This window comes from Streptomyces sp. NPDC037410 (genome assembly GCF_055602235.1).
Genome location: NZ_JBVJWR010000003.1, coordinates 338626 through 359325, shown reverse-complemented (window position 1 = coordinate 359325; position 20700 = coordinate 338626). Strand labels below are relative to the sequence as shown.

Here is a 20700-nt window from a genome sequence, read left to right as displayed (position 1 = left end):
AGGGTCCGCGCAGCGCGGACCGGCAGGCGTGGTCGTCCGCCGGTAAGAGTGCCGGTTACGAGCGGACCGCGACGGGGCCCTCGTCCGGCAGGTGCAGCGTCGCCACGGCCCCGCCGTCCTCGGGATGGTTCGCGAACTCCAGCGTCGCGTCGATGACCGCCGCCTGGCCGCACGCGATCGTCAGCCCAAGCCCGTGACCGCGCCCCCGCTCGGCCGTGCCCGTCCGGAACCGCTGGGGACCACGGGCCAGGAGGTCGGCGGGGAAGCCGGGGCCGTGGTCCCGTACCGTGATCGTCCGGTCGGCGACCGTGATCTCCACCGGGTCGGCGCCGTGGCGCTGGGCGTTGACGACGAGGTTGGCGACGATCCGGTCCAGGCGCCGCGGATCCGTGTCGGCCACCGCCGCCCCGTCAGCGGTCACCTGGGCGGCCGTACCGGTCCGCGCCACCGACTCCCGTACGAGCTCCGCCAGAACCACCGGCCGGAACCGGGGCTCCTCCGCACCGGCGTCGAGCCGGGAGATCTCCAGCAGGTCCTCGACGAGGTCGCGCAGCACCCCGATCCGGTCCCTGACCATGTCGGTGGCCTCGCCCTCGGGCAGCAGGCCGGCCGAGGTGACCAGGCCCATCAGCGGGGTGCGCAGTTCGTGCGCTACGTCGGCGGTGAAGCGCTGCTCGCTCGCGATGCGCTGCTGCAGGCTGTCGGCCATCGAGTCGACGACGGCCCCGATCTCCCCGATCTCGTCGACGCCGCCGCGGCTCGTCTCCGTGCGGGCGTCCAGGTCGCCCGCGGTGATGCGGCGCGCGGTGCGGGCCACGCGGCGCAGCCGTCGCGCCGGCAGTTCGGTCGCGAGGACGGTGACGGGGACGACGATGCCGAGGGTGAGCAGCGAGTACTTCCACATGTGCCGGTCGAGGGCCTGCCGGGTGAGCAGATCGGCGGTCATGTCGACCTCGGCCGCGTACAGGTGCCCGTCCTGCTTCCGCGCGGCCCAGTAGAAGGGGGCCGGTGGCCGGTTCTCGTACAGGGTGCCCCTGCCCTCGCGTTCGACCTGTCGCAACAGGGCGTCGGGGAGTTCGCCCGGATCCACCGCGGTCCCGTCCCGCACAGCGCGGTCGAGGGCGGCCTCGGCCTTGCCGGCGCCCTCGTGCAGGGAGCGCCGCAGGGTGGACTCGTGGACGAGTACGCCGACGGTGAGGGCCATCGCGGTGCAGGCGAGTCCCACCAGCAGAACGATCTTCCAGCGCAGCGACCGGAGGTTGAGCAGAGCGCGTACGAAGGTCATCACGGGCCCTTCTCAGCGGCGCAGCTTGTAGCCGAAGCCCCGGACCGTCTCGATGCGGTCGGCGCCGATCTTCTTGCGCAGTCGCTGGACGCACAGGTCGACGACGCGGGTGTCGCCGTCCCAGCCGTAGTCCCAGACGTTGCGCAGCAGGGTCTGGCGGTCCAGCACGATCCCGGGGTGGGCGGAGAACTCGAGGAGCAGCCGCAGTTCGGTCGGGGCCAGGGCGAGCCGCCGTCCGTCCCGGCGTACTTCCAGGGCCGCGGGGTCGATGGTCAGGTCGCCGAAGACGAGCGTTCCGGCCGTCTCCGGGGCGTCGGAGCGTCCGGACCGCGGGGGCACGGCGGAGGCGCGGCGCAGCAGGGACCGGATCCGGGCCACGAGGACGGAGGTGTCGACGGGCTTGACCACGTAGTCGTCCGCTCCGGCCTCGAGGCCGGAGACGACGTCGAGGGCGTCACCGCGGGCGGACATCATGAGGATCGGGGCCGTGCTGGTCTCCCTGATCCGGCGGCACAGCCCGATGCCGTCCAGGGCCGGCAGCATGACGTCGAGGAGCAGCAGGTCGTGCCGCCCCTCGCGGAAGAGTTCGAGCCCGGTGAGTCCGTCGCCCGCGACGGTCATGCGGTAGCCGTAGCGTTCCAACGCCATCGCGACGGACTTGCGGATCACCTCGTCGTCCTCGACGAGCAGGATCGTCACGGGCACGGGTTCGGACTCAGGCATGTGCATGCATCGCATCCATCGGGGTCATGATCGGCGGACCTCCCATCATGCCGCACACGCCTGGGCACGGCGGCAGGGCCTTGAGCGGACCAGACCTGCGCGGACATGACGCCCCTCGGGCACGAATGCACGGGCACGCCATCCGAGGCGACGCCTCTGACGTCCTCGTCTTCCCCCCGAGCGCACGACCGCGCGAGACGTATCAGGGGTCTAGCCAGTCGCGTCCTGGCCGGGGAGTTCAGGGGTTCCCCAGCGACGCCAGAGGACCTGGTGCCACACGTCGGCATCGGCGCCGGGCCGGGTCACCGGCGGCACCGAGCCTGGACTGGTCTCGATCAGATGCAGCAGTGACCAGGCGACGCCGTAGCAGTCGTCGGGGCCGAAACAGCCGGCCAGGGCCTGTGCCTCATCCGGCGTGACGGGCGCGGCGATGGCTTCGAGCTGCTCGCATCGCCGGTCGATCTCCACCTCGTCGCCCTCCCAGTCGGGGAGGGGTCCGGCGTCGACGAACGCCTGTGCTTCCGGTCTCATCCGGAGATGATCCGGCGCTGGGGGCGACGTGCACAAGGTGTGCAGAGGTCGGTGATCGCCGCGCCGTTCCTGGCGGTGGCCTGCGTCGTCCTCGGCGCCCTGGTGACCGCCGGCGTGATCATGCCGCTCCTGGCCACAGCGGATCCGTCACGGACCCGTCCCGACACGCCCGGCGCGGCTCCCACGGGGAACTCCCCCGACGGCTGATCGTCTTCATGGGGAGCGGCCACCCCGACCGCACGGGACAGAAGGCGAGACCAGCATGGCGATTCAGCGGATGGACAACGTCGGCATCGTCGTCGACGACATGGACGCCGCCGTCGCGTTCTTCGTGGAGCTCGGCATGGAGCTCGAAGGCAGGGCGCAGGTCGAGGGGCTGTTCGCCGACCAGTGCACCGGGCTCGACGGCGTCCGCTGTGACATCGCGATGCTACGGACCCCGGACGGTCACAGTCGGCTGGAACTGGCGAAGTACCGCCACCCCGCGGCGATCGGCGCCGGGCCGCGCGACCGGCCGCACAACATCCTGGGCACACACCGCGTCATGTTCGCCGTCGACGACATCGAGGACACGGTCGACCGCCTGCGCCCTCACGGCGGCGAACTCCTCGGCGAGATCGCCCGGTTCGAGGACATCTATCTGCTCTGCTACGTCCGCGGCCCGGAGGGCATCATCGTCGGACTGGCCGAAGAACTGCGCTGAGCGGGTGGAGGTTGCCGGGCCGCCGGCAGGCACACCCTCGCCCATCCGTGCTCGGTGGGCCGGGCCCGTTTATCTTCTGTCAATCTCCCATGGACGCGCGCGTTCGACTCTCTCCATGCAACTCGATCAGCCACGCATCGAATGGAGAATCCGTTGCGCAGACATGCGCTCACTCTCGCCTTGGCCGCCGCGAGTCTCACCGCGGCCTTACCGAGCGTCTCGGCGTACGCCGACGGCCCGGCGACCCCCGCGCCGCGGGGCGCGGACGGTGGCGTCTACAGGACGGCCGCCGGCAGCGATGCCCAGCAGCGGGCCTTCTGGGGCCGGCACGACGCCAAGGGCACCCTCCGCCCGTTCAAGGGCGAACGGCCGGACTGGAAGCCGAACGCCGTTCGCCCGAAGGCCAGGGCACTCGGCGCCGGGCGGTCCGCCGCAAAGGCGCCCGCGACCTCTCCTACGGAGAAGGCGAAGAGCATGCTCACTCCCGGGTCTCCGGGCGACACCAGGCTCCGGGCCACGACCGGCCGCATCCGCATGGCGTGGCCGGACGAGAACAACCCCGGCTGGTGGTTCGTCAATGTGTGCACCGGCAATGTGATCACCAGCGACAGCAAGGACATGGTCGCCACCGCACGGCACTGCATCATCGACGACGGCAGGGGCGGGATCAATCCCAAGGCCGTGTACGAGTTCACCCCCGGCTACTCCAAGGACGGCGACGTCGAACGCGCCCCCTACGGCACGTGGACCTTCCGCAGCGTCGGCGTCGTCGGGAGTTTCGCGGACGGCCACCAGACGGACGACACCGCCTTCCTGGCGCTCAACACCCGGAACGGTACGCACGTCCAGGATGCCGTCGGCTCCTCCGGCTACCAGTTCAGCATCGGCTCACTGCCGGCGCAGGTCGTGTTCGCGGGCATACCCGCCAACAGCAACCAGTTCCACACGTGCGTGAAGCAGCCCTACTCAGGGCCGGACAGCCCGCCGCAGATCCTGGGCGTCGGCGGCCCCTGCACCGGAGACAGTGACCTCTCCGGCGGCGCGAGCGGCGGCCCCCTCCTCAACGGGGACACCTTCGACAGCGGACCCACCCAGATCGGCAACTTCTCGGGGAGCCTCGGGAACGACCCCGCTGCCGCAGCCTGGCGCGACGCCGCCTTCGCCGTCTTCCGCACCCTGCAGGGCGCCGCCGGCCAGCCCGCGCACGACAAGGTCACCACCCTGGCCAACTGGAACGGCGACCTCGCGGACCTCTACGCGTACCGGACCGACAACGGCGCCGCCGTCTACGGCTATCACGCGACCGGAACCGAGAACCAGCAGTGGCATCTGTGGGACAAGGGCGGCGGCTACTTCCTCATCGAGAACCGCTACACCGAACGCAGCGGGCTCACCGGAGCCGACGCCCGCGTCCTGGACTACAACTTCGCCAACGGCACGACCTGGTCGCACCAGGTGAACGGCGGTGGAAGCGACAACCAGCTCTGGCGGTTCCGTGCCACGCCCAACCGCCCCGGCTGGTACACCGTGCGAACCAAACAGGGCGACCTGTGCCTCAGCGCGCCCACGGGTGAGGGCCAGCTGACGGTCTCCTCCTGCGCCACGACGGACGGTCTCGACTCCATGCAGTGGAAGCTCCAGTAGGGCCCCGCCCTGCGGCCCACTGCTCCGCCCCTCATGAACGCGCCGGGAACCAGCCGGGTTCCCGGCGATCACCTAGCACTCACGCGCGTTGACCACAGGAGGACAGCATGGACGGAGCCCGCCCGGGTGACCGTATCGCGCCGATCGACGAGAGCGAGATCGGCGTCGACGCCGCGGACGCGCCGGGTCGTCCGGATGAGTCGGACGACTCGGAGGAGCTCGAGGCGTAGCCCTCGTCTCGTGCACGGCGCCCTCCCGTCGAAGACCACGGCCTTCGACGGGAGGGATCCGCCGGGCTCAACGTCCGATGAACGTACCGGCGCCGGTCGAGCGGAACGAGCCGCGACGGACTGCGGCGCGAGGTCAGGGGGAGAGTGGTCATGCAGAGGTTGACGGAGTCACCGGCACGAGCGGGGGATCTGGCCGTGCGGCTTCTCGGGCCGGTCGGGGCCCGGCGGGGTGGGGAGTGGGTCGCGCTCGGGCCTCCGCAGCAGCGGGCGGTGTTCGCGATGCTGGTGTCGCGGCGTGGCCACGTCGTCGGGGTCGGGCAGTTGGTGGAGGGGGTGTGGGGATCGGTTGCCGCGCCGCGCAGTGCGTCCTCGGCCGTCCGCACGTACGTCTCGCAGTTGCGCGCGGCCCTGGAGCCGGACCGGCCGCCGCGGTCCGGCAGCGGGATGATCGTCAGCACGGAGGGCGGGTACCGGTTCCCGAAGCCCTCGGTCGTCGTGGACGCCGAGGTGTTCGCGCACGAGACCGCGGACCGGGGCGGTTCCGCCGAGGCCGTGTACGAGCGGCTGACGCGTGCGGTCGGGCGCTGGCAGGGCGTCCCCCTGGCGGGGGTGCCCGGGCCCTGGGCCGAGCGCCGTCGTGAACAGCTGACCGAGTCCCTGGCGGCGGCACGCGAAGACCTGTACGCCACGGCCGTCGAGCTGGGGCGATACGGGGAGGTGGTCACCGAACTGCGCTCGATGGTCCGGGAGTTTCCGTTGCGGGAGCGTTCGCACGGGCTGCTGATGCTGGCCCTGCAGCGCACCGGGCGCCAGGTGGAGGCCGCCCGGGTGTACGACGAGGCGTGCGAGGTGCTGGCCCGGGAACTGGGGACGCAGCCGTCGGCGGAGCTGCGGGACCTCCGTCGTGCACTCCGTACCGGAAGAGCGCAGCCCCTCGCGCGGTGTGGCGGCACCGTCGTCCGTCCGGTGTCCTCGTCCCGCGCGGTCGGCACCGCCGGCGATCCCCGCGGTTCGGCGGTCCCGCACCTCCCCGTGCACCGGCGGCCCGGAACACCTCCGGACATGGACAGCGAGCAGGGCCGCGCGAGGAGGTCCGCGGCACCGCTCCCCACCGACATCGGGTACTTCACCGGGCGCAGCCGGCTCATCGGCGAGATAAGGGATCACCTGCTCCGGGCCCGCCCCGGGCAGCACGGCCCGGCGATGTCCGTCGCGACCGTCACCGGCATCGGCGGCGTCGGCAAGACCGCGCTCGCCGTCCACGTGTCGCATGGCCTGCGTGCGGCCTTCCCCGACGGGCAGTTGTACGTCGGCCTGCGTGCCGGCGCCACTCCCGCGGACCCGGCCGGTGTGCTCGCCGATCTCCTCTCCGTGCTCGGCACGCCGCCCGAGCGGTTGCCGCTGGACCTGGAGGAGCGGTCCGCGCTGCTGCGCACCCTGCTCGCCGACCGTCGTGTGCTGCTGGTCCTGGATGACGCCCGGGACGCCGCCCAGGTCCGTCCCCTCCTGCCCGGAACGGCCGGCTCCGCGGTGCTCATCACCACCCGCGCTCCTCATCTCGCGGTCCCCGGCGCCCGTTCCTTCGCCGTGGACGTCTTCGCCGAGACGGAGGCGGTGACGCTGCTCGGCACCCTCGCGGGCTCGGCACGCGTGGCCGCGGAGCCGGAGGCCGCCCGGGCCCTGGCCGACTCCTGCGGCCGTCTGCCGCTCGCCGTACGCGTCGTCGGTGCCCGCCTCGCCGCCCTGCCGCGCCACAGCCTGCGCGCCTTCGGGGAGCGTCTGGCGGACGCCCGCACCCTGCTCGGCGAGCTGAGCCACGGCGACCACGCGGTGGAGTCGGCGTTCCGGCTCGGCTACCGGGCCCTGACGCCCGATCAGGCCAGGGCTTTTCGTCTGCTGTCCCTCCTCGACGCCCCCGACGTGCCGCTGCCCGTCGCCGCCGCCCTGCTCGGCATCGAGGAGAACGCTGCCGAGGACCTCGCGGAGGGGCTGGTCGACGCCGGAATGCTGGAGTCTCCCGCTCCGGGTCGCTATCGCCTGCACGACCTGCTCCGGCTCTACGGCCGGCGCCGTGCCGAGTCCGCCGAGCGCGCCGAGGACCGGGCGGCGGCGCTGCGCCGGGTCCTGGCCCTCCTCTACGGCAGCGCGGTGCGTGTGGCACGGACGGCGCTGCCCGGCGACGTGCCCTCACCCCCCTGGCTCCACCCGGCGGGCCATGCGGGCATCGCCTTCGAGGACACCGAGCAGGCCCGTGCCTGGTTCCGCGCGGAGCACGCCGTGCTGACCTCGGCCGTGGAGCAGTCGCTGGCGTCGGTCCCCGACGCCCTGCGGACGGCCGTGGACCTGCTGACGCTGATCGCGGTCTGCAGCCTGTTCCCGAGCCGTGGCCATTACGAGGACGCCTGCCGGCTCGCCGGGGCGGCCGCTCGGCGGGCGGCGGAGGCCGGTGAACCCGAGTACCGCGCCCGGGCGCTGCACACGCGGGCCTGGCTTTCGAGTCTGGTCGGTGCGTACGCGGCGGCGGAGGCGGACCTGCGCGAGGCGCTCGCCTGGGCGGAGGAGACCGGCAGCGCCCGGCGCCTTCACATGTCGGGGGTACTGCTCGCGCTCGTCCTGCGCGCCACGGGGCGCGTCGGGGAGTCGGAGGCCGCGATGGCCAGGGCCGAGCGTTTCGCGGGCGACCCGGACGACCCGTCGAGCCCTGCCGGCTTCGCCCGGTTCGTAGCCCGCCTGCACGTCGCCGTGGGCGCGGACCGGCCGCCTTCCGGGCTGCCTCTGATGACACCGCTGATGCGCCGAGTGGACGCCCAGGGGACGTCGCTGGTCGACGCACAGGGTGTGGTCCGCCTGGGGGCCGCGCTGAACGGGCTGGGTGGGTCCGGCGACGGGTCGTGGGTGGGGCGTTGACCGGCTAGTCGAGGGCTCGGTAGTCGGGTGACGGATCAGCCAGTTCGGGGTGCTCCACTACGTAGCGATCGCCGTGGATCGCCTCCATCGCCCAGTGCCACGCCTCATCGTGAAAGACCAGTCCGCGGTGGGGGGCCTCGGCCGGCTCGTACGGGTACCACTCCAGGGCGGCCTGTTCGGCCTCCTCCGGAGTCAGTCCGCCGTGGTGCCGCATGACCCATGCGTAGCCACGCCGTTCGGCCTCCAGGCAGTCGACGTACTCTGCTTCGTTCCAGGTCATGAGTCACCGGCGGGGTCACGGGGCCGGTCGCGGTGGGCGCGCCAGGCGGCGAGCGCTTCGGCGCGGCCGCCACCCGGATGCTCGGCGTTCCAGTCACGCAGGAAGCGGTTGAGCTCGAACTGTGAGCCGATCTCCTGCGGCTGCGCAGCGGCCTGGCGCGTGGCGTGCCAGTGGGCGACGGCGTCGGCCAGGGTGCGCCCTGCCCCTTCGGCGACGAACGCCCTCATGGGGGCGTCGAAGTGGAAGGCCGGCCCGATCTCGCGGTGGAAGTACGCGCGGAGCACCTGGCTGCACCGCTGGCCGTCGGGAATCACGGTGGACCCGTCCACCGGCGCGGCGAGCTGTCGTCCGGTGCTGCGCTTCCGGGGCGGCTCGGCCGGCGGGGCAACGCCGTCCAAGGCGGCCCGGAGCCGTTCCGTCAGGGCGGCCTTGCCGCCGCCTCGCGGTACACCGAGCTCCCGGGCGAGCACGGTCAGCTCGGCCAGCGTCCAGTACCAGCGGGCCAACTCGTCCCCGGTCAGCGCCGCGGTCGGCTCCGGTCGCCGCTCAGTACCGGCATGCGCACTCATGTGCCCAGGATAGGAGCGGCGGTGCGGCCGGCTTTCGTCCGGGGCTCTCTCTGCGGGGCCTCGTCGCGAGTTGTGCTCGACGCGTCACCGGGCGGCGGTCCCTGACGGGACCTCGGCGGAGCTCCTCTGCTGCTCTCGGACGGCGATCCGGGCGAGTTTCGTCAGCATCATGCCGTTGCGGATGGAGACGACGTAGTCGACGGGGAGTCCGTGCATGCGGGTGCCGGGGCCCCGCAGGGGATGCCATTCGAGAAGGAAGAGGGTGTGCTCGCCCCAGGGGATCAGGTTCATGGCGATGCGGGCCGCGCCGAAGGGATCCGCCTTCGCCTCCAGTTCCAGGCGGCGCTCGGGCTCGCAGATGCGGACGACGCACGTGTCGTCGAGGGTGAGTGGACCGACGCCCACCCGGACCCTGAGCCGGGCTCCCACCTCGGGCCAGTGCGGGTCGGCGGCGATGACCTGCTGCGTTCCCGAGACCCACTCTCCGTAGCGGTAGCCGTCGGACAGCAGGCTCCACACTTTGGACGGCGGGCTGAGGATCAAACGGCGATTACGGGACACTGCGACCGCCTTCCTTGCTTCTCGTGGGGAGCGGTGTCCGTGGTCCAAGCCGACGCTAATCGCACCCCGTCCCACCTGCACGCGCAGCGGGCCGTATGCGGGCCACCCCCTCTCTTGGCACGGGGTGCACGCTTGTTTACCCTGAGAGGGGGGTGAACAAGTGTGCACCCCTGCCCTTTCCGCTTCCCGCGCCGTCCCTGGAGCACGATGACCTCCGTCGAACCCCTGTCCGGCACGACATCCGGACCCTCCCGTTCCCGGCTCGTCGTGCCCGTCCTCGCCTTCTGCGGCACGGTCGTCGCCGTCATGCAGACCCTCGTCGTACCGCTGCTGCCGCACGTGCCCGAGCTGACCGGGGCGAGCGTGGGCGCGGCGGGCTGGCTCGTGACCGTCACCCTCCTCACCGGCGCGGTGTTCACTCCGGTGCTCGGCCGGGTCGGCGATCTGTACGGCAAGCGGCGGGTCCTCCTGGCGTCGCTCGGGGTGCTCACCCTCGGTTCCCTGCTGTGCGCGGTCAGCTCCGACATCGGCGTGCTGATCACCGGCCGGGCCCTCCAGGGAGCGGCTCTCGCGGTGATCCCGCTCGGCATCAGCATCATCCGCGACGAGCTCCCCGCCGAGCGCGTACTGCCGTCGATCGCGCTCATGAGCTCCTCGCTCGGCATCGGCGCGGCGATCGGACTGCCCCTGGCCGCCGTCGTGACGGAGAACTTCGACTGGCACACCATGTTCTGGGCGTCCGCCGCACTCGGCGCGCTCGATCTCCTGCTCGTGCTGTGGATCGTGCCGGAGTCGGCCGTGCGCTCCCGGGGGCGCTTCGACGTACCGGGGACGCTGGGCCTCGCCGTCGTGCTGGTCGGTCTGCTCCTGACGATCACCCAGGGTGCCGACTGGGGCTGGACGTCCGCGCTGACGCTCGGCCTGCTCGGCGGTTCGGTGGCCGTCGGTCTGCTCTGGGGCTGGTACGAGCTGCGTACGCCGTCCCCGATCATGGACCTGAGGGTGTCCGCCCGGCCCGCCGTGCTGCTGGCGAATGTCGCGGCTCTGCTCATCGGCTTCTCGTTCTACGCCAACTCCCTGGTCACCGCCCAGCTCGTACAGGAGCCCACGAGCACCGGTTACGGCCTCGGCGCGTCCATCGTCGTCAGCGGTCTCTGTCTGCTGCCCGGCGGGCTCTCGATGGTGGCCCTCTCTCCGCTCTCGGCGCGGATATCCGCCACGTACGGCCCCCGCACCGCGCTCGCCGTCGCGGCGGTCGTCATGGCCCTGGGTTACGTGGTGCGCTTCTTCACCAGTCACAGCCTCTGGCTCATCGTCGCCGGCGCCACCGTGGTCTCCTGCGGCACGGCCATCGCGTACTCCGCGCTGCCCGCCCTCGTCATGCGGGCCGTGCCGGTGAGCGAGACCGCGTCGGCCAACGGTCTCAACACCCTGATGCGTTCGGTGGGCCAGGCCTGCTGCAGCGCCGTGGTGATCGCCGTACTGGCCCGGATCACCTTCGTGGTCGACGGCCGCACCGCGCCGACGCTCCACGCCTATCTGCTGGTCTTCCTGATCGCCGCCGGAGCGGCTCTCGCAGCCCTCGTCGCCACCCTGTTCCTGCCCTCCGACCGACCGGGCCGGGACGGCGCGAGCGACGGGGCACGGTCGGGGGGTACGGTCGCGGCGTCACCGCCCACCAGCGCCGCCCGAGGGAACGCATGAGCACCGCCGAAGAGCCCACCCCCCTGCCCACGGCCGGGAACTCCCCCACGGACGGAGGGGAAGCGGGTCCTGAGACCGGACGCGAGGCCATCATCCGCGCGGCACGGCGGGCGTTCACCCTCAGGCCGTACGCCGAGGTCACCATGCGCGGCATCGCCGCGGCGGCCGGAGTGAGCCCGTCCTTGATCGTCAAGCGCTTCGGCAGCAAGGAAGCGCTGTTCAACACGGTCGTCGACTTCCGCTCGGCCGCCGACGAACTCTTCGGCGCCCCGCTGCCCGGCCTCGGCCGGCACCTCGTCCTGACCATGGTCGACCTCCGCGACCGGCTCCGCGGCGACCCCCTCCTGCGCGTGGTCTTCTCCCTCGGCATCGAGGACGAACGCACGCTTTTGCGCGCCCGTTTCCGCGAGCAGATCACCGATCGCCTCGCCGAAGTCCTCACCGGCCCCGAGGCCCGGCTGCGCGCCGAACTCGTCGCCGGCCAGCTTCTGGGCCTGGGCGCCACCCTGAGCCTCCATCGCCCCGACGGCGCCACCGCCCACACCACCGCCGAACGGCTCGCGGACCTCTACGCCCCCGGCATCCAGCACCTCGTCGACGGGAGCTGAGACGGGAGCCCAGCAGCCCCGAGGGGGCGGCCGGTCAGCCCACGGCGTCGGACGGCTCGGGGACGGCGAGTGTGGACAGGTGTGCGGCGTAGGCGTCGAGGGCTGCGAGCGCCTGGGCGTCGTCGCGGTCGATCAGCCAGTTGAGGGTGAGGCCGTCCAGGAGGTTGAGGCCGTAGCGGGCGAGGACGGGGATCTCGGTGGTCCAGCGGATGCCGGCGAGGCGGGCGACGGACTGGAGGTGGTCGATGTTGGCCTGGAGGTAGTGCTGGTACTGGCGGCGGGCGACGTCCGCGAGGCCCGGCTCGCGCAGCGCGTACTGGGTGAGTTCGTAGGTGAGCTGGTGCTCGTCGGGGCGCTCGCGGATCCGGTCCCAGTAGGCGTGCAGGGTGGCCCGGATGACCTCGGGCGCGGGGGCGCCGTCGGCGAGCGGCGCGGGAGGGAAGGCCAGCGAGCGGAGCATGATCCGCTCGATCACGCTGTGCAGGAGTTCCTGCTTCGAGCGGAAGCAGTAGTGGAAGGCCCCCAGGGGGGCGCCGGCCTCGCCGACGATGGCCCGGGTGGTGGCCTTGGCGACGCCGTCGCGGATCATGACGCGGATGGCCGCCTCGACCAGCTGTTCGCGGCGTTCGTCGGCCGACTGGCGGGCCATGTGTTCTCCCTGGGTGAGGTCGGGTGCGGCGGGCCCGGTCAACGTACCTCGGTGGCAGGCGGCTACAGGAAGGCGTGGCCTTCGCCCCGGTAGGTCGGGACGGCGTCGACGATCCGGTCGCCTTCGACGAGGTGCAGCTCGTTCACCCGCTCGCACAGTTCGCCGGCCTTGGCGTGCCGGAACCACACGCGGTCGCCGATGCGCAGGTCGTCGGCGGCGGCGCCGGTGAGCGGGGTCTGGACCTCGCCCGCCCCTTCGCGGGGCAGCAGCCGCAGCCCGGCCGGCCGGGTCGGCACGGGCAGCCGGTCGGGACCGGTCGGGCCGGAGGCCGTCCAGCCGCCGCCGAGTACGGTCACGTGGCCGGGCGCGGGCCTGCGGACGACGTCCAGGACGAAGTGGGCGGCGGGCAGGGGGCTGAAGCGGCGGTAGTGGTCGAAGAGCCCGGGGGCGTACAGGCCGGAGCCGGCCCCGAGTTCGGTCACGGCCGGTTCGGCGGAGGTGGTCTCCAGGCTGCCCGTTCCGCCGCCGTTGACGAACTCCAGCGGGGCGAGGGCCCGTACGGCTCTGACCGCCCCGGCTCGACGCTCGCGCAGTTCGCGTACGGAGGCGCGCTGCATCAGCCGGACGGCCGCGCGGGCCAGGGCCGGGCCGGGCTGGGCGTCCCCGACGCCGGCGATCTGCCCCTCGTACGCCATGACGCCCACGAGCCGGAACCGCGGCCGGGCCAGTACGGCGAGGGCGAGGTCGCGGGCCTGCCGGGGCGCGTGCAGCGGCGAGCGGCGCATCCCGAGGTGGAGTCGGCCGCCGGCCAGGCGCAGGGAGGCGTCCAGGTCGAGGCAGACGCGCAGCTGCGGGCCGTCCGGGCCGACGGCGGCGGCGATGAATTCCAGGTGCTCCACCGAGTCGACCATGAGCGTCACGCGCGCCGCGAGCCGCTCGTCGCCCGCCAGGCGGTGCAGGGCGGGCAGGTCCGCCGTCGGGTAACCGACGAGGACGTCGTCGTGGTCCTCCGCCAGCCACAGGGCCTCGGGGAGGGTGAAGGCGAGGATTCCGGCGTAGCCGGGCAGGTTCAGGACGTCGTCGATCAGGCGGCGGCAGCGGAGCGACTTGCTGGCCAGGCGGATCGGTTTGCCGCCGGCGCGGCGGACCATCTGCGCGGCGTTGGCCCGCAGCGCCCCGAGGTCGACGACGGCGAACGGCGGCTGGAGACCGGCCGTGGCGCGCTGGAGGTCCGGGAAGCTCGCAGGCCGGGGCGCGGGGTGCGTGCCTGGGGCCGTGGCGTGGCTCGTGTCCGTGGCGAGGGTGGGACGTCCCATGACGTACGTGCCTTTCTCGGTGCCGGAACCTGCTCGGGTGGCGCTCACCCTCTCTTGGTCGCATGTCCAGGTCAAGCGTCCCGACCTCTTGACTTGGTCAGCGGTCCAAGTTCACTCTTCCGGGGACCGCGCGGCCTCGACGAGCGCCGCGCCCGCTACTCAGCCGATTCCGTCGATTCCGTCGATTCCGTCGATTCCGTCGATTCCGTCGATTCCGTCGATTCGAGCGTTGATTCCGTTGATTCCGTCGAGAGGACGTCCGGCATGACCGAGGTGTGGCGCAACTGGTCGGGCAACGAAACGGCCCGCCCCGTCCGGGTCCTGCGGCCGGAAAGTACGGCGGAGGTGGTCTCCGCCGTCGAAGGGGCGGCCCGGGACGGGCTGAGGGTCAAGGCCATCGGCTCCGGGCACTCGTTCAGCGGCGCCGCCGTCGCCTCCGGCGTCCAGCTGCGGCTCGACCGCCTGGCCGGTCTACGCTCCGTGGACGCCGAGAGCGGGCTCGTCACGGTCGACGCCGGGATGCCGCTGTGGAAGCTGGGCCCGCTGCTCGCCTCCCACGGGCTTGCCATGGAGATCATGGGCGACATCGACCGGCAGACCGTCTCCGGGGCGATCTCGACCGGGACGCACGGCTCGGGGCTGCGCTTCGGCGGCATCGCCACCCAGGTCAGGGCACTGAAGCTGGTCCTCGCCGACGGGTCGGTCGTGCGCTGCTCGGCCGAGGAGCGGCCCGAGCTGTTCCGGGCCGCCCGTGTCGGCATCGGGGCGCTCGGCGTCGTCACCGAGGTCACGCTCCAGTGCGTCGAGCAGTTCGCCCTGCACGCCCGCGACGCGGCGATGCCGATCGCCGAGGTCCTCGACCGGATCGACGAACTGACCAAGGACAACGACCACTTCGAGTTCTTCTGGTTCCCACACAGCGAGACCGCCCTGACCCGGCGCTTCCGCCGGCTGCCGGCGACCACGCCGCTCAAGCCGATCGGCGCCCTGACCCGCCGTATCGACGAGACCGTCAGCGGGCTCGGCTTCGAGGGCCTGTGCCGGCTCGGCACCGCGGTCCCGGTCCTGGTGCCGCCGATCGCCCGCTTCGCCGCGCGGGCGATGTCGGCACGGGAGTTCACGGACCTCTCCCCGCGGGTCTTCGCCTCGCCCCGCGACGTACGGTTCCACGAAGGCGAGTTCGCGATCCCGCGCAAGCACGCCGTCGACGCGCTCCGCGAGCTCAAGCGGTGGATCGACACGACCGGCGAGCGGGTGTCCTTCCCGCTGGAGGTACGGTTCGCGGCCCCCGACGACATCCCGCTGTCCACCGCGTACGGGCGGGAGAGCTGCTACATCGCCTTCCACCAGTACCACCGGATGCCGTACCGCCGTTACTTCGACGCGTGCGGGGAGATCCTCGGCTCCTACGGCGGCCGCCCGCACTGGGGCAAGATGCACACGCTGGACGCCGGGACCCTGCGGTCACGCTACGAGCGCTTCGACGAGTTCGTCGCCCTGCGCGACGCGCTCGATCCGACCGGCCTCTTCGCCAACCCGTACCTCGACCGGGTCCTGGGGCTCGCCCCCGAGGCCGTACCCGTCGCCCCCGAAGTGCACTGACCCTTTCCGCTCAAGGTGCAGGGTGCCGACTCAGGGTCCGACGTACTCGACGGCCTGCATCATGCCGAGGTCTTCGTGGTGCAGCTGGTGGCAGTGGGCGATGGTGCGGCCGGTGAAGTCCTCGTACGCGACGAGGAAGGTGGCGCTCTCTCCGGGTCTGCCGCCGGCCAGGCCGATGGTGTCGTGCCAGATCGGCGGGTCGAGCCGTTGGCCGTTCCGGTGGGTGAGGAGGACCTGGTTGGTGTGCAGATGGAAGGGGTGGCGGTGCGCCGGCAGGGTTTCGTCGGTGCGGACGGTCCACCGTTCGACGGTGCCGAGGCGCAGGGTGTGGTTGGTGAACTCGGGGTCGAACAGGCCGTAGGCGGGGTCGCGGGTGAGGTCGCCGTGGGGGTCGGCCGCGGGGGTCGCGTTGGCGCCCAGGACGCGGAAGGCGTTGGGAAACGGCCCGGGGAAGACGCCCGCGTCGGCGTGGAAGACCACCTCGCGGTCGGCGCCGGGGTCGGCGATGTCCTTCTCGTCGAGGAAGGGCCTGCCCTGCGGCAGCGACGCCGGCAGTTCCATCGGCGGATCGACGGGCTCTCCCGCGACCTCGATCGTCATCAGCGGGCCGGTCACCCCGTCGGCCCGTAGTGCGTACCGGCCGGGTGCGCCGCCCCGGATCAGGACGTCGGCGCGGTTGCCCATGGCCAGGTCGAGGAGGTCGAGGGCGACGGGTCTCCCGAAGGTGACGCCGTCCTGTGCGATCTGGTGCATCGGCAGACTTCCCCGCTCTCCGACGACCCGGAGCCGCAGGGCGGTGAACGCGGTCGCCGCGACCAGGCGCCAGCGCTGCACCTCGCCGGGGCGCAGCCGGAGGGTGGGGTCGACCGTCCCGTTGACGGTGAAGACGGAGGGGACGCCGGTCACCCAGCCGCCCGAGGTGAAGGCGGGGACCTTGCCGTCCTTGACCTTGAGTTCGTTGACGCACACGACGACATCGGCGGCCGCCCTGATCTCCGGGACCTCGTCGACGTCGCCCTCGACGACGATCACTCCGGCCATACCGCCGACGATCTGTTCCGCGATGGATCCGTGCAGGTGTGGGTGGTACCAGTAGGTCCCGGCGGGGTGGTCGGCCGGCACGTGGACGGTCGACACGTACCGCGGCTCCGCGGCACCGGCGGCGGCCTCGTCCGCGGTGCGCGGCGCGAACGCGCGCAGCACGTTGTCGGCGCTCCCTGACGGGGAGACGTGCATCCCGTGGGTGTGCAGGTTGAAGCTGTTGGGGTGGTGTGGCGTGTTGTGGCCGCCGGTGTGGGGCGGGTTGGGCGGAAGGCCGTTGACGTGCGTCAGCCGCAGGGTCTGCCCGCCGCGTACGCGCAGGGTCGGGCCCGGGATCGTCCCGTTGTAGGTGCGGGTGGTGATCCGCCCGTAGCCCGGCACGGAGACGTCCGTGAACCGTACGTCGAGCGTCTCCTCCAGCACCGGCGACGGGGAGCCGGGCACGAGGCGTGCGGCCGACACGGCGGGCTGAGGAAAGCGCAGCGGAAAGGGCAGCGGAAAGGGCGCCGTCGCAGCGGCGGCACGCCGCCCGGCCAGGATTCCGGCGGGCGCGGCCGCGAGACCTGCGACGGGGACGGCCTTGAGTACGGATCGACGGCTGATTCCGCTGCTTTCTCCCATATCCGGGCAATCTAGATCAACTCGGCCGAGGCGGTCCTGATGGCACACCGCGCGCGGTACGCGCGATTCGAGCGGCTGGGCTCTTGATTCGAGCGAGCAAGTACTTCAATGTGATGGAAACAAGCACAGTGTCTGCCGTTCGGGCAGCGGCGAGAGGGGTCTCATGGACGAGATCGATCGGGCCATCCTGCGGGAGCTACAGGTCGACGGGCGGATTCCCTATGCCGAGCTGGGGCCGAAGGTGGGGTTGTCGCCCTCGGCCGCGAGGCTCCGCTTGCAGCGGATGATCGACGCCAAGGCCGTCCAGGTCGTCGGGGTGACCGATCCGATGACCATGGGCCAGCAGGCGATGGCACTGCTCGGCCTGCGGGTCGACGGCGATCCCCGGGCGGTGGCCGATGAGCTGTCCCGGCATGACGAGGTCGTGTACACGGTCCTGACGTCCGGCGGATTCGACCTCTTCGCGGAGGTCGTGTGCCCTCAGCCCCGTGATCTTCTGGACTTCATCAATGACGTCGTGCGGCCCGTCGAGGGTGTCGTCGGCGTGGACAACTTCCCCTACTTCGGGATCCACACCCACCGCTTCCTGTGGCACGTCGACTGAGGGCACCGGAACCGTCCGAGCCCAGCCCGCCCGTACCAGCCGAGGAACCCCGTATGCCGCACGACGAACACCGCACCGTCGACTTCTTCACCGAGGACGCCCTTCCCGCCCCGCGGGTCACACCCGCCGACGCCGAACGCATCGCCGCCGAGCACCTGGGGACCGGCGCGCGGGCGGAGGCGCTGGGAAGCCAGCAGGACGCCAACTTCCTGCTGCGCGACGAGAACGGGGCGGCCGCGGCCGTTCTGAAGATCGCCAACCCCGCCTTCGGCGCCGTGGAGATCGAAGCCCAGGACGCCGCCGCCGACCTGGTCTCCTCGGCCCACCCGGAGCTGCGCGTCGCCACCGTCCTGCGGCGTCCCGACGGCTCCCCGCGCCGGACGGCGGTGGAGACCGAGAGCGGGCCGGCCGTCGCGCGGCTGCTGCGGCATCTGCCCGGCGGGACGCTCTCGGGACCCCGGCACCTCTCCCCCGGCACCGTCGCGGCCATGGGCACGATCGCCGGAAAGGTCAGCAGCGCGCTGCGGGACTTCCGGCACCCGGGCCTCGATCGTGTACTCCAGTGGGATCCGCGGTACGCCGACCGCGTCGTCGCCAGGCTCGCCGGGCACATCGGCGAGCCCGACCGGCGCGCCGCCGTCCACGCCGCGACCGCCGGGGCCTGGGCGCGCGTCGAGCGGCTCGCCGACGCACTTCCGTCGCAGGCCGTGCACCTGGATCTCACCGACGACAACCTGATCCGCCGTCCCGGCAGTCGTCCTCCCCTGCCGGACGGCGTCATCGACTTCGGTGACGTGACCACCAGCTGGGCGGTCGGCGAGCTCGCCGTTTCGGTCTCCTCGATGCTCCACCACGACGGGGTCGAGCCCCACCACGTCCTGCCGGCCGTCCGCGCCTTCCACGCCGTCCGGCCGCTCTCCCCGGAGGAGGCGGAGGCGCTGTGGCCGCTCGTGGTGCTGCGCGCCGCCTGTCTGGTCGTCAGCGGGCGCCATCAGACCGCCGTCGACGAGGACAACGCCTACGCCGAGGCGGCCCTCGACCGCGAGTGGCGGATATTCGAGCAGGCCACCCTCCTGCCCCTTCCGGTGATGATCCGCCTCGTCAAGGACGCGATCGGCCTGGCGGACCTGCCCGCTCGGGCCGATGTGCCGCCGCAGCCGCTCCTCCGGGACCTGCCCGCACGGGCGGATGTGCCGCCACAGCCTCTCCTCCGGGACCTGCCCGCCGACGACATCGCCGTCGTCGACCTGTCCACCGACGCCGACGCCATGGACGACGGAGCCTGGAGCGACGCCGGAACCGAGGCCCGCCTCGCGGCCGCCGCGCTCGCGGACGGGGCGGCCGCGGTCGCCACGCGGTACGGCCAGGCGCGACTGAGCCAGGCACCGGCGCTGGCAGGCGCGTCTCCCGCCACGGTGCCCACGGGTGTCGACCTGTGGCTCGGCCGCGACACCGTGGTGCAGGCTCCCGCCGCGGGAAAGGTCCTGGCCGCCGCGCCGGGCCGAGTCGAGATGACGTACGGTCCCCACGTACTGGAACTTTCCTTCCCGCGCTCGATCGCCCCGGTCGTCGGCCATGGTGCGACGCTCCGGGCGGGCGCGGACCTCGCCCACCTCCCCTCCGGAACCTCCGTCCACGTCGCGCTGCGCGCCGCCGCCGGCCCGGCCGTCCCTCCCCTGGTCCGCCCCGAGTACGCCGCCGGCTGGCTCGCGCTCACCGCCGACCCCGGCCCGCTCCTCGGCCTCCCGGCGGTCGGGCGTGCCCCGCGCACGGACCTGCTGGATCGACGCGACGCCGTGTTCGCGACCGTCCAGGGTCACTACTACGCCGCCCCTCCCCGTATCGAACGAGGTTGGCGCCATCACCTGCTGTCCACCGACGGCCGCGCGTACCTCGACATCGTCAACAACGTCACTCCGCTCGGACACTCCCATCCCCGGGTCGAGCAGGCCGTCTCCCGCCAGCTGCGACGGCTCAACACCAACTCGCGCTTCCACTACGCCTCCGTGGTGGAGTTCACCGAGCGCCTCGCCGCCCTCCTCCCTGAGCCCCTGGACACCGTGTTCCTGGTCAACTCCGGTTCCGAGGCGGTGGATCTGGGTCTCCGGCTGGCCATCGGCGCCTCCGGACACGACGACGTCGTCGCGCTGCGCGAGGCGTACCACGGCTGGACGTACGCCTCCGACGCGGTGTCGACCTCGCTCCAGGACAACCCGAACGCCCTCGCCACCCGCCCGAGCTGGGTGCACACCGTGGACTCGCCCAACTCCTACCGCGGCCTTCACCGCGGGGACGATGCCGTGCGCTACGGGCCCGAGGCCGTCGCGGTGATCGACGAGCTGGCCGCCGCCGGCCGCCCGGCGGGGGCGTTCATCGGCGAGACGTTCTACGGCAACGCCGGAGGGGTCGCGCTCCCCGACGGCTATCTCGCCCAGGTGTACGCGGCGGTCCGCCGTCACGGCGGACTCGCCGTCGCCGACGAGGTCCAGGTGGGTTACGGCCGCCTGGGGCACTGGTTCTGGGGCTTCGAACAGCAGCAGGTCGTCCCGGACATCGTGTGCGTGGCCAAGGCGATGGGCAACGGGCACCCCCTGGGCGCCGTCATCACGTCCAGGTCGGTCGCGGAACGGTACCGGGAGCAGGGCTACTTCTTCTCCTCCACCGGTGGCAGCCCGGTCTCCAGCGTCGTGGGCCTCACCGTCCTGGACGCCCTGCGCGACGAGGACCTCCAGGGCAACGCGGTGCGCGTCGGCAGCCATCTGAAACGCCGGATGGAGGCACTGGCCGACCGGTACGGCATCATCGGCGCCGTCCACGGCTCGGGCCTCTACCTCGGCCTCGAACTCGTCAGGGACCGGATCACCCTGGAACCCGCCACGGAGGAGACCGCCGAGCTCTGCGACCGCATGCTCGACCTCGGCGTGATCGTCCAGCCCACCGGGGACCACCTCAACATCCTCAAGATCAAACCGCCGTTGTGCATCGACACCGCCGCGGCGGACTTCTTCACCGCCATGCTCGACCTGGCCCTCACCCAACTCGGCCACGGCCGCGCGCGGTGACGTCTCCGTCGCGCCCTCGCGGGCCGCACCGGGGTACGGCGCTCCGGTCGAGCGCCGCGC

At 72.4% G+C, this 20700-nt stretch carries 19 protein-coding genes; 10 read left to right on the top strand and 9 right to left on the bottom strand.

The features are described 5' to 3' along the window. Window positions 1-55: 55 nt before the first annotated feature. From ACZ7HT_RS07055 to ACZ7HT_RS07045, 3 genes are all read right to left on the bottom strand, one after another. Window positions 56-1285: an ATP-binding protein gene (locus ACZ7HT_RS07055; RefSeq protein WP_471160867.1), complete on the bottom strand. Its 1230-nt coding sequence runs from the start codon at window positions 1283-1285 to the stop codon at window positions 56-58. 12 nt (window positions 1286-1297) lie between these two features. Further along, the gene (cseB, locus tag ACZ7HT_RS07050) at window positions 1298-2014 is read right to left on the bottom strand and encodes a two-component system response regulator CseB (protein ID WP_471160864.1); all 717 of its coding nucleotides are present in this window, start codon (window positions 2012-2014) and stop codon (window positions 1298-1300) included. 204 nt (window positions 2015-2218) lie between these two features. Beyond that, on the bottom strand, window positions 2219-2539 hold the full coding sequence (locus ACZ7HT_RS07045) for a hypothetical protein (RefSeq protein ID WP_471160861.1): 321 nt from the start codon (window positions 2537-2539) through the stop codon (window positions 2219-2221). A 51-nt stretch (window positions 2540-2590) separates the two neighbouring features. Here ACZ7HT_RS07045 and ACZ7HT_RS07040 point away from each other — a divergent pair, with 51 nt between their 5' ends. The 5 genes from ACZ7HT_RS07040 to ACZ7HT_RS07020 all read left to right on the top strand — a co-directional run bounded on the left by ACZ7HT_RS07040 (window position 2591) and on the right by ACZ7HT_RS07020 (window position 8023). Further along, window positions 2591-2746 carry a hypothetical protein gene (locus ACZ7HT_RS07040; RefSeq protein WP_471160858.1) on the top strand — a complete coding sequence of 52 codons (156 nt, stop codon included), beginning with the start codon at window positions 2591-2593 and terminating at the stop codon, window positions 2744-2746. Window positions 2747-2801: 55 nt separating this feature from the next. Further along, window positions 2802-3242 carry a VOC family protein gene (locus ACZ7HT_RS07035; protein WP_471160855.1) on the top strand — a complete coding sequence of 147 codons (441 nt, stop codon included), beginning with the start codon at window positions 2802-2804 and terminating at the stop codon, window positions 3240-3242. A 180-nt stretch (window positions 3243-3422) separates the two neighbouring features. Beyond that, window positions 3423-4886, top strand: coding sequence for an RICIN domain-containing protein (locus ACZ7HT_RS07030; protein WP_471160853.1), 1464 nt, complete (start codon window positions 3423-3425; stop codon window positions 4884-4886). Window positions 4887-4993: 107 nt separating this feature from the next. Next, a complete protein-coding gene (locus ACZ7HT_RS07025) occupies window positions 4994-5116 on the top strand; it encodes a hypothetical protein (protein WP_471160850.1) in 123 nt (40 codons plus the stop codon). A gap of 150 nt (window positions 5117-5266) precedes the next feature. Next, window positions 5267-8023, top strand: coding sequence for an AfsR/SARP family transcriptional regulator (locus tag ACZ7HT_RS07020; protein ID WP_471160848.1), 2757 nt, complete (start codon window positions 5267-5269; stop codon window positions 8021-8023). A gap of 4 nt (window positions 8024-8027) precedes the next feature. Here the strand turns inward: ACZ7HT_RS07020 and ACZ7HT_RS07015 are convergent, their stop codons facing one another. From ACZ7HT_RS07015 to ACZ7HT_RS07005, 3 genes are all read right to left on the bottom strand, one after another. Then, the gene (locus ACZ7HT_RS07015) at window positions 8028-8303 is read right to left on the bottom strand and encodes a hypothetical protein (RefSeq protein WP_471160846.1); all 276 of its coding nucleotides are present in this window, start codon (window positions 8301-8303) and stop codon (window positions 8028-8030) included. Further along, window positions 8300-8872 carry a DUF6434 domain-containing protein gene (locus tag ACZ7HT_RS07010; RefSeq protein ID WP_471160843.1) on the bottom strand — a complete coding sequence of 191 codons (573 nt, stop codon included), beginning with the start codon at window positions 8870-8872 and terminating at the stop codon, window positions 8300-8302. Before ACZ7HT_RS07010 ends, ACZ7HT_RS07015 begins: the two co-directional genes overlap by 4 nt. An 84-nt stretch (window positions 8873-8956) precedes the next feature. Then, complete coding sequence (locus tag ACZ7HT_RS07005; RefSeq protein ID WP_471160841.1) at window positions 8957-9433, bottom strand: SRPBCC family protein; 477 nt, start codon at window positions 9431-9433, stop codon at window positions 8957-8959. Window positions 9434-9640: 207 nt separating this feature from the next. Here ACZ7HT_RS07005 and ACZ7HT_RS07000 point away from each other — a divergent pair, with 207 nt between their 5' ends. Together ACZ7HT_RS07000 and ACZ7HT_RS06995 are read left to right on the top strand one after the other, a co-directional pair. Continuing rightward, window positions 9641-11137: an MFS transporter gene (locus ACZ7HT_RS07000; protein WP_471160839.1), complete on the top strand. Its 1497-nt coding sequence runs from the start codon at window positions 9641-9643 to the stop codon at window positions 11135-11137. Further along, complete coding sequence (locus ACZ7HT_RS06995) at window positions 11134-11745, top strand: TetR/AcrR family transcriptional regulator (protein ID WP_471160837.1); 612 nt, start codon at window positions 11134-11136, stop codon at window positions 11743-11745. The genes ACZ7HT_RS07000 and ACZ7HT_RS06995 overlap by 4 nt, the downstream gene beginning before the upstream one ends. Window positions 11746-11779: 34 nt before the next feature. Here ACZ7HT_RS06995 and ACZ7HT_RS06990 read toward each other — a convergent pair whose 3' ends face one another. Both ACZ7HT_RS06990 and ACZ7HT_RS06985 read right to left on the bottom strand, forming a co-directional pair. Then, a complete protein-coding gene (locus tag ACZ7HT_RS06990; protein ID WP_471160834.1) occupies window positions 11780-12394 on the bottom strand; it encodes a TetR/AcrR family transcriptional regulator in 615 nt (204 codons plus the stop codon). A gap of 62 nt (window positions 12395-12456) precedes the next feature. After that, window positions 12457-13710: an amino acid deaminase/aldolase gene (locus tag ACZ7HT_RS06985; protein ID WP_471160831.1), complete on the bottom strand. Its 1254-nt coding sequence runs from the start codon at window positions 13708-13710 to the stop codon at window positions 12457-12459. A 264-nt stretch (window positions 13711-13974) separates the two neighbouring features. Between ACZ7HT_RS06985 and ACZ7HT_RS06980 the strand changes: the two genes are divergently transcribed. Further along, window positions 13975-15312 (top strand): D-arabinono-1,4-lactone oxidase, encoded by a 1338-nt coding sequence (locus ACZ7HT_RS06980; RefSeq protein ID WP_471160828.1) that lies wholly within the window; start codon window positions 13975-13977, stop codon window positions 15310-15312. 30 nt (window positions 15313-15342) lie between these two features. Here the strand turns inward: ACZ7HT_RS06980 and ACZ7HT_RS06975 are convergent, their stop codons facing one another. Then, window positions 15343-16974 (bottom strand): multicopper oxidase family protein, encoded by a 1632-nt coding sequence (locus tag ACZ7HT_RS06975; protein WP_471160825.1) that lies wholly within the window; start codon window positions 16972-16974, stop codon window positions 15343-15345. A 163-nt stretch (window positions 16975-17137) separates the two neighbouring features. Here ACZ7HT_RS06975 and ACZ7HT_RS06970 point away from each other — a divergent pair, with 163 nt between their 5' ends. Next, on the top strand, window positions 17138-17578 hold the full coding sequence (locus tag ACZ7HT_RS06970) for an Lrp/AsnC family transcriptional regulator (RefSeq protein WP_471160822.1): 441 nt from the start codon (window positions 17138-17140) through the stop codon (window positions 17576-17578). A gap of 53 nt (window positions 17579-17631) precedes the next feature. Then, the gene (locus ACZ7HT_RS06965; RefSeq protein ID WP_471160819.1) at window positions 17632-20640 is read left to right on the top strand and encodes an aminotransferase; all 3009 of its coding nucleotides are present in this window, start codon (window positions 17632-17634) and stop codon (window positions 20638-20640) included. Window positions 20641-20700 lie beyond the last annotated feature (60 nt).